This is a genomic window from Photobacterium sp. 53610 (assembly GCF_036409375.1).
In the GTDB taxonomy this organism is placed as follows: Bacteria; Pseudomonadota; Gammaproteobacteria; order Enterobacterales; family Vibrionaceae; genus Photobacterium.
In genome coordinates this window covers 1-13,053 of record NZ_JAXOFS010000025.1, presented here as the reverse complement: position 1 = coordinate 13,053, position 13,053 = coordinate 1, and the positions used below count along the sequence as shown (strand labels likewise).

7 protein-coding genes and 4 tRNA genes are annotated in these 13,053 nt (G+C 54.7%); 6 read left to right on the top strand and 5 right to left on the bottom strand.

From position 1 onward, the window contains the following. The first annotated feature begins 87 nt into the window (after positions 1 to 87). From SPK40_RS22800 to SPK40_RS22775, 6 genes are all read left to right on the top strand, one after another. Positions 88 to 163 (top strand) — tRNA-Phe (locus SPK40_RS22800). A gap of 43 nt (positions 164 to 206) precedes the next feature. Next, a tRNA-Asn gene (locus SPK40_RS22795) sits at positions 207 to 282 on the top strand. Positions 283 to 314: 32 nt separating this feature from the next. After that, a tRNA-Phe gene (locus tag SPK40_RS22790) sits at positions 315 to 390 on the top strand. Between the two features lie 6 nt (positions 391 to 396). Next, positions 397 to 472: transfer RNA gene (locus SPK40_RS22785), tRNA-Asn, on the top strand. A gap of 265 nt (positions 473 to 737) precedes the next feature. Next, positions 738 to 1,904 carry a lytic polysaccharide monooxygenase gene (locus SPK40_RS22780; protein ID WP_330962000.1) on the top strand — a complete coding sequence of 389 codons (1,167 nt, stop codon included), beginning with the start codon at positions 738 to 740 and terminating at the stop codon, positions 1,902 to 1,904. Positions 1,905 to 2,160: 256 nt separating this feature from the next. Continuing rightward, positions 2,161 to 3,786, top strand: a complete 1,626-nt coding sequence (locus SPK40_RS22775) for a methyl-accepting chemotaxis protein (protein WP_248143971.1) — start codon at positions 2,161 to 2,163, stop codon at positions 3,784 to 3,786. A gap of 91 nt (positions 3,787 to 3,877) precedes the next feature. Here SPK40_RS22775 and SPK40_RS22770 read toward each other — a convergent pair whose 3' ends face one another. From SPK40_RS22770 to SPK40_RS22750, 5 genes are all read right to left on the bottom strand, one after another. Then, entirely contained in the window at positions 3,878 to 4,444 is a 567-nt protein-coding gene (locus SPK40_RS22770) for an Lcl C-terminal domain-containing protein (protein WP_248143970.1), read from the bottom strand. 11 nt (positions 4,445 to 4,455) lie between these two features. Further along, positions 4,456 to 5,901 carry an Lcl C-terminal domain-containing protein gene (locus SPK40_RS22765; protein WP_330961999.1) on the bottom strand — a complete coding sequence of 482 codons (1,446 nt, stop codon included), beginning with the start codon at positions 5,899 to 5,901 and terminating at the stop codon, positions 4,456 to 4,458. Positions 5,902 to 5,922: 21 nt separating this feature from the next. Continuing rightward, positions 5,923 to 8,217, bottom strand: coding sequence for a proprotein convertase P-domain-containing protein (locus SPK40_RS22760; RefSeq protein ID WP_330961998.1), 2,295 nt, complete (start codon positions 8,215 to 8,217; stop codon positions 5,923 to 5,925). An 11-nt stretch (positions 8,218 to 8,228) separates the two neighbouring features. Beyond that, positions 8,229 to 10,391 (bottom strand): TonB-dependent hemoglobin/transferrin/lactoferrin family receptor, encoded by a 2,163-nt coding sequence (locus SPK40_RS22755; protein ID WP_330961997.1) that lies wholly within the window; start codon positions 10,389 to 10,391, stop codon positions 8,229 to 8,231. 107 nt (positions 10,392 to 10,498) lie between these two features. Beyond that, a complete protein-coding gene (locus SPK40_RS22750; protein ID WP_330961996.1) occupies positions 10,499 to 12,577 on the bottom strand; it encodes a prolyl oligopeptidase family serine peptidase in 2,079 nt (692 codons plus the stop codon). Positions 12,578 to 13,053 lie beyond the last annotated feature (476 nt).

The window sequence follows — 13,053 nt, the reverse complement described above, 5'->3', positions numbered from 1 at the left end:
AGCAACTGACTTGTAATCAGTAGGTCACCAGTTCGATTCCGGTAGTCGGCACCATTTATACAGCGTAAAGCACAATTGCTTTACCTTGCCTCGATAGCTCAGTCGGTAGAGCAGAGGATTGAAAATCCTCGTGTCGGTGGTTCGATTCCGCCTCGAGGCACCATACTTGATTGTGGTGTCAGCGTGACAACACGATAACGTACAATTCCCCCTTAGTTCAGTCGGTAGAACGGCGGACTGTTAATCCGTATGTCGCTGGTTCAAGTCCAGCAGGGGGAGCCAAACAGCAAAACGAAGATTTTAATCTTTGTTCTGCCTCGATAGCTCAGTCGGTAGAGCAGAGGATTGAAAATCCTCGTGTCGGTGGTTCGATTCCGCCTCGAGGCACCATACAATTCCCCCTTAGTTCAGTCGGTAGAACGGCGGACTGTTAATCCGTATGTCGCTGGTTCAAGTCCAGCAGGGGGAGCCACTTCAGAAACCCTGGTCGAAAGACCGGGGTTTTTCTTTATCTGTACCCTCTTGACTACAATCACCTCAACAGTTTCCTCACCCTACTCTTTTTTGCTCGCTTTAAAAAACTTGCGATTAGTCCCAAGTATTTAATACGCGGTGAAAAAAATGAGGACAGGTTTTGAGTCACCTCCTCTCTTAACATTCTCCCGATTGCCAGTCTCCTGCGACTCGTTCAAACCAGTACTGCAATTGTGCTCATGTGAAATGATGAAGGAGAGAATATGTTGCTGCAAAATGCCTCATGGAGGAAAGGGCTTTGGCTCTTGGGTGTCAGTTCAGTGCTGAGTTCCTTGTCGACAACCGCTCAGGCACACGGCTATATGGAATATCCGCCAGCCAGACAGCAAATCTGCGATATGGATGGCGGCTATTGGGATTCGACCGACGGCTCAACCATTCCCAATGCAGCCTGCCGCGCTGCCTTTGTTCAGTCTGGCTGGTACCCTTTTGTTCAGAAACCCGAGTTTGCCAGACTGGTATCGGACTATCAAAACCAGGCCGCTGTTGAACGGGCCATCCCTGACGGATCGCTGTGTTCTGCTGCAGACAGTAAAAAGTCAGGCATGGATATCCCCTCGCCTTACTGGCAGAAAACAACCCTTGATCTGACGAATAATGGTCAGTTGGATCTGCTGTATCGTGCTGAAACCCCGCACAACCCTAGTTTCTGGAAGTTCTACCTGACCAAACCCGGCTTTGACAGCGCAACCCAGCCATTAGCCTGGAGCGACCTGGATATGGTCGGAGAAGTCGGGAACATTCCGACCACCACCATCAACGGACAGAAATACTATCAGATGACCATCACCCTGCCGACCGACAGAACCGGTGATGCCATCCTGTATGCCCGCTGGCAGCGTAATGACCCGGCCGGAGAAGGTTTTTACAACTGTATCGACATTCGGTTTGACGGCTCGGATAACGGTCAGCCCGGAGGCTGGTCCAGTGCGGGCGCTTTCGTCAAAGCCACAGATGTCGCCCAGCCTGACGAAACCGTCTGGTTCCGTATTTTTGACCAGAATGGTGTCGAAACTGTTTCTGAGCAGTTGGCCATCACCACGGCCAACCAGAATCAGTCCGTATGGGCCGCAGATCTGGCAGCCACAGTGAACCAGACCTATGCACAACAGGTTCAGATCGGTAAACAGGCCGCAGACGGCAGTATCGTATTCGATGCTCAGGATCTGTTTGGCAATCAGGTCTTCCTGAAAAACAAAGACTACAGCTATCAGCTGGACATCAAGCTATTACCTGCAGCACCTGACTGGGATCCGAATCAGGTCTATGTTGCCGGTGATCAGGTGCTCTATCAGGGCAAGCTGTACACCGCTAAATGGTGGACCAAAGGCGAACAGCCCGGGCAGGCTGCTGTGTGGCAGCTGAACTGACCGCAATGGACTGGTGGGCCACCATGGCCCGCCAGTATTTCACAATACGAAACTATCAGCATAATGTTCCAATTTTATCCCACTCATACTTCTTTTCATTGGTAAACCGTCAGAATCAATCCTCTCAACCAGGATCATGTTTTGTTAATTTTCTGCTCTGAACAGGTATTAACCTGATCTAGTATTTTCGTGTCGAAAAATAACTCCTCCTGACAATTGCCGGGAGGTCTCTTCAGCATTACCAAGAGAACAGGGAATGAAACTCAGGACACAAACCTATCTGCTATCCGCTGTTATCCTGACGGCCATGCTGGCCATCATGGTCACGGGCCTGATGACGTTGCGTATGGCCAGTAACCAGGATAACGAATCCAGGGTCACGCAGCTGTTTAACAGCACCTACAACACTCTCTCCGAACTGGAAAAAATGGCGCAGGAAGGCCTTCTGGCTGAATCGGAGGCAAAGACGCTGGCAACCCGGTTGTTGCGAAACAATATCTATAAAGACAACGAATATGTTTATGTCGCGGACGCGCAACTGACCTTTATTGCAGCGCCGCTGGATCCCCAGCTGCATGGCACCAGTTTTCACGACTTCAAAGACGGCAACGGAAAAAGCGTCGGTAATATCCTGAAACAGGCTGTCGCAGCCAGCGGAGATAAGCTGGCGCAATATACCTGGACCCAGAAACAGGCGGATGGCAGTGTGGAAGAGAAACTGTCCATTGCCCGGCGCACTCCCGTTTGGGGATGGTATGTCGGGACCGGAATTGGTTTCAACGAAGTGAACCAGCGTTTCTGGTCCACCGCGGGCTGGCAGCTGGCCTTATGTCTTCTGATCACCGCAGCGATTCTGACCGTGCTGATCATCGCCAGTAAGCGCATTGTGAACTTACTGGGAGGCGAACCGGACGAGGTCCAGGCAGCCGTTCAGGCGGTGGCGGACGGCAAAATCACCACCCACTTTGAAACCCGGGCAACCCCGGGAAGCATTTATTACGCAGTACAGACCATGAGCCTGTCTCTGGCAGAGCTGGTCAATAACCTGAAACAGTCGATGGCTGAACTGCGTACGGAGCTTGGTGAAGTCTCGTCACGTTCAGGCGTGATTGCCGAACTGACGGACAGCCAGCAACAGTCGACGGCCATGATTGCAACTGCGATGACCGAAATGGCCTCTTCGGCCAACAATGTGGCGGAGTCTGCCAGCGATACCGCCAGCAATACCGAGCGTGCCGATCAGCAGAGCCAGGTCACTCAGACCCTGATTCTGTCGACCGTCGACAACATTCAGGGGCTGGCCGATCAGCTCGCCACCGCCAGTCAGGCCGTCGCCCATCTAGATACGGAAGTGAACAGCATTGCCAGAGTCCTGGATGTGATCGGCGATATCGCCGAGCAGACCAACTTACTGGCGCTCAATGCTGCCATTGAAGCCGCCCGTGCCGGAGAACAGGGTCGCGGTTTTGCGGTCGTCGCCGATGAAGTCCGGAATCTGGCAGGTCGAACCCAGCACAGTACCAAAGAAATCCAGCAGATGATCGGCCGCCTGCAAAGCGGCTCGCGAAACGCCATTGAAACCATGGAGACCTGTGCGGAAACCAGTCAGACCACAGTACATCAGTCTCAGGAAGCCTCCGACGCACTGAATCAGATTGTTTCAGCGCTGGAGAGTATCACCGGCATGAGTCATCAGATTGCTGCGGCTGCAGCCGAACAGACACAGGTTGGTGACGACATCTCCACCCGGATCAATATGATTGAGGAAAGTGGCCGCCAGTTGTCTGACGTCGTCAGCCAGAGCCACAACAGTACCCGCTCTCTGCAACGGCTATATCATGAACTGGAAAACTGGACCGGCAAATTCAGTCTGAAACAGTAACCGCCACACAAGAACCAGCCACTAAAAAACAACCCCACATCATAGTGTGGGGTTGTTGTTAGACAAACTGATATGAGACAAGGCGCTCCGGCTACCGCGCCTGATCACTCACCAGCAGCACGCCAAAATCAGCATCCTGAGCACCATAGTGAATAATCATGCCATCATTGAGACCGAACACCAGAATGTTCTGACTTTGCGCGTGAGGCGTTGATGACCAGACATTGCTTGTTGTTGCGTACTTATCATCTTCCGTCTGGATAAAATCCGGGAAAGCCTTCAGGTTCACGGCCGGAGAAATGCAGGCCACTTCGCGCAGACTCACCAGCTCTTTGATATTCGGCATCCGCCAGCCCCTCACCCCGTCAATCACCGTGTTTTTCTCATTGAGGTTGATCTGAAACAGCGCCTTCTTCCAGCTGTACCCTTCCGGCGCGCCATCACAGGTCTGTTGCAGCGAATTCCACTGTGTGCCTAACAGACAGCGACGCCAGACCAACTTTGTCTGTAAATCCGTGACTGTCCCATTGCCATTGTCCTGAAACCGGATATCCGGTGCGCTTGCCTCAATGTTCAGACCACACGACTGCATTGCAGCCATCGCATTGGCTGAACAAACCAAAGCACAGAAAATGGTGCCAATCATCTTTTTCAACATGGTGTTATTCCTTATTCCGCAACCATTCGAACTGCCATCACATTCGGAGAGAGGCACGCCTCACCCGCGATACAGGGCGCGTAGTAAGCAGTGAGTTCACCCAGCCCGGTACCGCCTTTGGCTTGTGTCATCTGTGACAGATGGCTGATCGCCCGGCCCTCGGTATAATTCGGATCGGTCCGTAATAAGGTCGATGACCAGTAATAGCCGTAAGGCAGATCTTCACTACCGATATACTGATCATTGAAGAACTTCACGTTCAGACCATAAACATTGCCGTCTGCGTCGGTCGCCGTTTCACTGAAATCGAGCAAATCATACTGCTCATGCATCGTGGGCAGCCGCCAGTTGGTTTTGCCGCAGTAAGCAGCATCATTCAGTTTCTGGCTGTACTCTTGCGTGGTGCAAGCCGCCAGATGATCCGAACTGCAGGAAGCCAGAGCGATTTCATCGGCATGCGGCTTGAGGGTACGGGTTTCCAGTGCAAACAGACGATGCTTATCGCGGAATGAAGTCTGGTCGTCCGCTTTCACTTCCCAGATCAACCCGGTGCGCTCATCTTTGACACACTGCCAGTCCGGACTGCTTTCAGGCAAAGACTGGCCTTTGGCATCCAGCTTGGTCAGCTTGAAGCCGCCGTCGGTCACATCCAGCCCGAAGCTGGCATCCTGGCCCGGCGCCCCCTGATCAGGCTGGTTCGACAAAGTGCCAGTGGACAAATTCAGATGTTTGACCATTCCGGTGTCATTGAGCTGTTTGGTTGCCAGACGGCCCAGCGACGCAATCTCCTGAATCTGCGCCTCGTTTAGAGACCCTGCCAGCAATGCCGTCCCGTAGGCCGGAAACCCTTTTGCAGCACCCGCAATGCCTGCGGCGTCATCTGAACTGATGGCCTTCAGCTGAGCAAACAGCGCCACCAGCTTTTCATCGAGATCAGCCAGCGCCGAATCATCACTGCTGGCCAGCAAATCAGACGGCGGCGTTATTCCGTGTGCTTTGAGATTATTGCTCACCGTTGCCACCGCCGATTCCAGACTGGCACCACTCAGCATTTCACCCACTACCAGCGTGGTCACCCCGTTCACCAGAGTGAAAGCATGCTCACGCGCTGCCGGGGCTGCCAGATTCAGCGAAGCTGACGCCGATGAACGAGCAGAAACCACCGGCGTGGCCTGAACCAGCAGCGGGGAAGTTTTCACCCGGATATCTGTACTGGTCAGGGTAAAGTTATATTGCGTGGCTTTGACCGACGGTTCATCGGCACTGCAAGTCCAGTCACGATTGATATCCGCGCACACCGTCATCGGCAGATCGACCGATGCCGAGGAAACACGGCCGCTGACGTCATAGGTTGGCTGACTCTGATCATTTGAGTTGCTGCCGCCGCCTGAACCGTTACATCCGCTCAGGACCATGGTCAGCGCAACCGGCAATACTGCGAGTTGGAATGATTTCATCTGACTCTCACTTTTCTCGAATTAAAATTGACGGCGTCTTGCCAACGCCATCACAACGCCAAACAGCAGGCTGAACAGCCCGAGTGAACCTCCACCGGATGAACTGCTGTTCTCTGGCTTTGCCGGGTTGTCTGTCGTTTGTTTGTTCTGGGGATCGGTTGAAGTGCCCGTCTGACTGCAGTCATAACCCGTCACGGCTCCCACGCCCCATGAGTGAATCTTGCCGCTCTGCCCCGTGACCCGGTCAGTCACCTCAAGCACCCAGTTCCCCGTCATCGGCTCCCCGAGCAGCTCCGACAGCCCTGCGGTATTGGCCATCGTGAAGGTGTCGGTTTTCTCCGGCAGCGGAAAGCTCTGATAATTCAGCAGTGTTACGCTCCGCCCTGAAGGCGCACGCACGGTGACCTTCAGATCAGAAAAACGCGGGTGAGACAGCGAAAGCTGAATCGCAAAGTCATACGAAACCAACCCAGCGCCAGCCGGAACATTCAGGGCAACGAGCGCCTCCCCCAGCAGAATCTTTCCGTTCTGGTTGATCTGGCGGGCATCCGGTATGGCTTGCTGCGAATGCTGCAATGGTTGCGACAGCACGGGCACACCATACGTAAATGTAAGTTCCTGCTGGTAATTCACAGGCTGTTGAGCCGTATCCTGACTGAATGAAATTTCTGCATTCAGGGAAAGGGTTTCTCCGCACTGCAAAGATGCCGGAATACTGACTGACTCGTTCACCCGGGTAACAGCCCCCGCCGCCACCAGCTCCGAACGGACCACCTGATGCCAGTTCAGTGCCGGCATCGCCAGATCAACCTGAACATTATTGAGTGCGCTCGCACCTGATTGAATCAGCGCCAAAGACAGTTCAGTCTGATTTTTTCCCGTCACGGTCAGAGCAGAATTGCTTTGCGCCAGAACCAGTGCGTCACGGAGGATGCCATGATGTTTGAACCGGGCGTTCAGCCATTGGGCATAAGGTTTCTGCGGGTATAACCGCTGCGCTGCATCTACGGTAGAGCGGGCCAGATCATGCATCTTCATGCCAAAACCCATGCCGGCCATGCCTTCGAGCACCACCCGGTTGAACTCATCAAATGCGGCTTCACCATAAACGGCTTCGGCCTGTTTTAAGGTCTGAAACAGTGGCGTCGACCACAGCTGATCGCTGAGCGTTCCGTTGACCGACACATGCGCCCGGTAATCCATTTCCGGGTCATACCGCGCTTCCTGATCATTGAGCGAACGCCGGGACTTCAGTGCGCCGACCACACCATCCCAGTTGGCAAACACATCCAGCTCGAAGCGTTCATTGCGATCACGCTGAACCCAGAAACTGTAGGCACCGGCCCAGTAATCTCCGAAGCCCTCGCCAATCGCATCACTGTCGCCGCCTTTCCAGTCCGGCACCAGCTGGTAATTAATGGCATGTCCGAACTCGTGCAGCACCACATCCGCATCTTCACTGTCCGGCACACCGCCCACACCCATTGCCAGAATCCCGGTATCGGTCAGATAAGTGGAGTTATTGGTATTTTGTCCCTGCGCATCAATTTTTAACGGCGCAGTAAACAAGGCCCGCACTCCCGTGAATCCCAGCGCAGCCAGATACTGAAGCGAATGATCCAGATGATAGAAAGCATTCACATCGCGAAAGGCCGTGTCCTGCCGCGTAAACGCAAACGAACTGCCGTCCGCAACTGACACCAGTCCCTGCTCAGGGCCAGTCTCCAGCGCAGCCATCGATTGGATATCGACCGCCATCACCCGGTCGTTGACCAGATAGAGCCTGCCGTTTTGACGGGTCACCTCAATACCGGTGACGGTTTGATAGGCTGATGCCGGAATGACAATGTCATCCACATCCGCATGATCGCCTTCGAGTGCCAGACCTGTGGCCGTCCGCGGATCCGGATCAAACACCGTCATCGTCGCCTGCACAATCTCACCGGCTGGCGGAGACAGCAACGTATGTGGCCGGGGCGGCAACGGCAAATTCAAGACACAATCCGCGGTATCATCCGGCAAGCTGTTGAACAGCCGGTACAGCTGCCCCTGGCGATCGGTCGTCACCACGATTGCGCCTTCGCAAGGCTGACCAGCGTCATTCTGCGGCGCAAAGTGATAGTGCGTTCCCAGCAGACTCTGCCGGGTATCCAGCAGAGCCAGGGTGCCGGTCTGCGGATAACGAGACTGAACATACGCCAGCGCGTCATCACGGTCCTGAATCACAGCAGTTTCCAGCGGATAAATCAGGTGCTGAGCCCCGGCATGCGCCTGAGTACAGAGCAGGGCCGCCGCTGTCAGAATCAATCGTTTCATGTCGGCTTCCCTTAAAAGCTGTATCTGGCGTTCACGCTGAAATAGCGGCCCGGCTCCGTTGAAAAACGGGTCTGCGATTCCGTCACGCCGGCCACATCCTGATAACGGGTATATTCCCGGTCCAGCAAGTTGTGCACCGCAGCATTAATGCGGAATTCCGGCGTGATGTCGTATCCCGCCCCGGCATCCAGGGTCATCCAGCCCGACGTGGTCGCACAGGTCTGACTCATGCCCAAATCATCCTGACAGCTCGGTACCTTGTTCATGGCCCCGGCATAGTTCAGTCGTACGAAACCGTTCCAGACATCCTGCTCATAGCTCAGCAAGGTGTTCCCTTCCAGCGGTGTCAGGGTACGGATTGGCTCGCCGTGCTCATCTTCACCATCGACGATGCCCAGTTTGCCGGAAACCTTCAGCCGGTCAGTGAACCAGTAGCTGGCCGTCAGCTCAGCCCCGTAGGTTTTCACCCCTTCCAGGTTCTGGTACTGCACTTCGGCATACTTACCGGCCTCGTTCCAGCCGACTGTTTTTTCGCTGATAAAGTTATCGAAGACGGAGTAGAACACAGCGCCGTACACCACCAGCCGGCCATCGTCATACTTCGAACCCAGCTCGAAGTTGTCACTGGTTTCGGCTTCCAGATCCGCATTCGGGCGGATCACGAAATTCCCCAGATCGCTCGACAGATGCGGTACGAAGCCGTACGCCTTGGCATAGGAAGGCGCCAGAAAACCATGGGTGTAACTCAGATAGGTATTCAGATCCGGCGTCCATTGGTAAGCCAGCGACAGGCTCGGCGACAACTCACTGCTGCGCAGTTCATGGAGGGGATAACTGCCAATGGTGTCGTCCAGTTCAGAGGACATCTGCTGTGCATCAAACCGCAGCCCCGGCGCCAGATTCCACTTGCCCCAGCGCATGTCATCATGAACATAAATCCCCAGACTGTAGGTTCTGGCCGAAGCAAAAGGCTCCGATTCACTCAGCGTATCGCCGGTCCAGTCGACGATACGGACGTTGACCGGACGCTCATGCAGCATGGATTCCAGTTGAACACCCCAGGCAACGGTGTGCTCAAGCTCGCCATGAGCACTCCGCTGTTGCAAATCTGCTGACAATCCGATCAGATGATCCCTGAACGCCCGGTTTTCCGACTGACGGCGCTTGAAAACCAGCCCTTCCTGTGTCCGTTGCATTGCGACATCTTTGTCGCCCGAGGTTTCGGTCTGACGATAGTACAGATTGATATCTGCCTGTTCAGCCAGCAGGGTTTCCCCTTCCCATTCGGCTCCCGCACGGGCAGAGAGCGTCGTTGTGTCAACGTCTTCCAGAAACGATGTCGCTTCCCAGCCGCCACCGTCCGCCTGTGTCGGGGCAATGCCCTCTTCCCGGCGCGCCTGCTGACGGTAATAATCCACCTTACCTTTCAGCAGCCAGCTGTCATTCAGAAACCACTCGCTGGTCAGCGCCGCATTGATCCCGTCAATATCGCGAACATACAGCGACTGATCATGATTTTTACTTTCACTGCCCTGCCAGTAACTGACCCGTACCAGATGCGCCGTGTCGCCCAGCCGTGTCGCAGTGGTCAGCGCCGAGGTATATTTATCACTGATCCCTGAGTATCCCCCTTCCAGGCCGACATAATGATCCTCGCTGCCCAGATAGTCGCTCGGTGTTTTGGATGTCAGGACCACCACGCCCCCAATCGCACCGGAGCCATACAGCGAAGAGCCCGCGCCTTTCACCACTTCAACTTGCTTGACGTCACCCAGGTCAAAACTGTTATGACCGGCCACGTCGTTCATATCGCTGGCCCCGTAGCCGTCCGCGACTTTCACGCCGTCTTTGATGACCGCGATCCGGTTACCGCTCATTCCGCGAATGGTAATATTCTGCGGCCGTCCGGCTCCCCCGCTCACACTGACCCCCGGTTCATGCGACAGAGCATCATAGAGCTCGGTGGCACCTTCCTGCTCGATCTCTTCCTGAGTGATCACAGCCACTGATCCATTGGTTTCGGACAAAGGCTGCTCAATGCGGGTGGCCGTGACCACCACGGTCGTCATTTCAGAGGCTTGTTGCTGAGGCGCAGCAACACTTTGGAAGCTGACTGAGCTGATCACTGGGCTGAACAGGGCATACAAAGCCAGAGGGACAGGCTTCAACTGCATGTTGGGGACTCCGGATATCAAGGACATAAACAGGGTTCAGTGCCTTTCAGGCAAAAGCAGTCCACCGGCACATCACTGCACCGGGCGGACAACACATCATTCAAAGGTTAAGGGGACGGGGTGCTGCCGGGCACCAGACTGAGCAGAAACGCATATTCTCTCGCCTGCTGCCGCATCGCCTGCCGGGCATCCTGCCGGTGTCCGCCGGACAAATCCGTCTGAAGCAGATAAGGACCTTGAGCCAGACTGGCATCCCGGACTTTCATCACCCAGCGTGCAGGCTCCCAGTAGGGAACCTGAGTATCATAGAGCCCGGCGGTCACCAGCATCGGCGGATAAGCCCGGGCCGAAATATTGTCATTCGGACTGTATTGCTTCATCACCACGAGTTGAGCCGGATCGCGCGGATCCCCCCACTCTGCGTATTCCTGGCGGGTCAGCGGCAGACTGGGATCAGCCATGGTCGCGATCACGTCCACAAACGGCACCTGCAGGACAGCCCCCGTAAACAGCGCCGGCTGCCGGTTCAGTGCTGCGGCCACCAGCGTACCGCCCGCGCTGCCGCCCAACGCCAGAATGGGCCGGTCTGAGCCCTGATGAAACTGCTTCATCACGTGTGCCACGGCCAGATAGTCGTCAAACGAATTGGGCTTCAGCATCCCTTTTCCCTGCGCATACCACTCTGGGCCGAGATAGCCGCCGCCCCTGACATGGGCTATGGCATAAATCGCCCCGCGATCCAGCAGGCTGATGATCTGCGGCATGAAATACGAACGCACCGGGGTACCGTACGCGCCGTAGCCGTAAAGAATGACGGGAGACTTGGCGGTCAGCCGATCCGTCCGGTAAGCCAGGGTAACAGGCACAGACACATCACCGTGTCGGACGCGGATCTGTTCCGTCCGGTACAGATCCGGCTCAAATTCCGGATAACGGTCTGCCGACAACGTTGTCAGCTGTAACTCCGTCAGATCCAGCGCCTGCCACTGAGGAGGCTGAGTCAGCGACATACTGCGGATCATCACCGACTGACCGTAACGGCTGCTGTTTCCGGACAACCAGGCCACACCGCCTTCAGGAGTAATAACCTGATCAAACAGTGTGCGACCCTGTGTATTCAGCACCACCAGACGGCTGAGTTGCTGTTCTGTCACTTCCAGCACGATGTGCTGAGGGAACAGCAGCCAGTTCTTGATGTGCTGATGTGGCTTCGGTTGCCAGACCGGCTGCCAGGAGGCAGCTTGGGTGTCATTCAGCGCTGACCGGTAAAGTGCAAAATCGCCCTGAAGATTGCTGGACAGATACAGTGCGCCATAGCGGACATCAGCGTAATACTCCACACCCGGCGTCCGGGAACGGATTGTTGTCAGAATCTGGCCGCTGTCTGAAGCCACCAGTTGTTGTTCACTGCTGTCATGGTTGTTCGACTGGATAAGCAGGTAGTCGCCGGAGCTGGCTGCATAAACCGACACCAGCCAGGCCGGATCCGATTCGCGATACAGCATCGTCTTGAGACCGCCTTCCCGCGACCAACGAAGCACCTGATGCGGACGGTAAGTACCCGCTTCGTTTTCAACAAAGTAAAGGCTCTGGCCGTCCTCACTCCAGACCAGATCGGTTGCTGACTGCTCAGAAACAGTGGCGATTTCACGTCCGCTGCTGAGTTCCATGACCGTCAATCGGTAATTCCGGTCTCCCCGGCGATCTTCGGTGATTGCCACAAACCGGTGATCCGGACTGACCTGCCAACTGCCCAGCTGATAATACTCAGCCTGCTGCCCGCGTTGGGTAAAGTCCGCCACAACAAGTGACGCTCCGCTTTCTGCATCCTGACGAAGCAGTTGCACACTGCCGTCTGATGACGTCAGCCGGTAGTTATACTTCCCGGCCAGCTGCCATGGTCTTTCAGCCACACGGGCGCGACGGGACTGCCACTCATTGAGCAGCGACGCTTCCAGCACGGCCTGAGACGTCAGGGCCTTTTCGGTGTGCTGATTTTCATCACGCAGGAAAGTCAGAACTTTTTCGGATTGCCGGCTGTCATCCCGCAGCCAGCTGTATGATGCAGATGTCTCAGCTAGGAAGGGAGCCTCAGCATGTACAGGCGCGTCAGAAGCGAAAGCTGCCGAAGCACACCACACACTTGCAGCGCTGCTCAGCACAATACCGATGAAGCAACTTTTCATTTCCCGACCACACCCTTTTTGCCGCATTTTTCCGAAAAATTCAGAAAAGCAATTTTCTGACCATTAAACAGGTCGCACATCATGCACAGAAGAGATAATGAGATCAATTATCAGTTTCATTTATATTTACACCACCAACCACAAAGGTGATCCAGATCACACTTAAATCTTGCAGCACAGAAGGTGGCGTATAAAAAACATACAACGGTTGAAAAGGAGCAGATGAAATAGCGGAAGTGATAAAAAATACCAGTCAGAACCGCCTGACCCTGAAAGATATTCCGCAACAAATCCTCTCTTTAAAGACCGGAATATTATCAAATGAGATTAAAATCCGGACAAACAGAACAAAAAAAGGAAGGTTGACCATTATTTTCAAAAAAAGCATTGACGAAAATGCGCAAAACCTTTTTAATGCGCCCCGTTGCCTCGATAGCTCAGTCGGTAGAGCAGAGGATTGAAAATCCTCGTGTCGG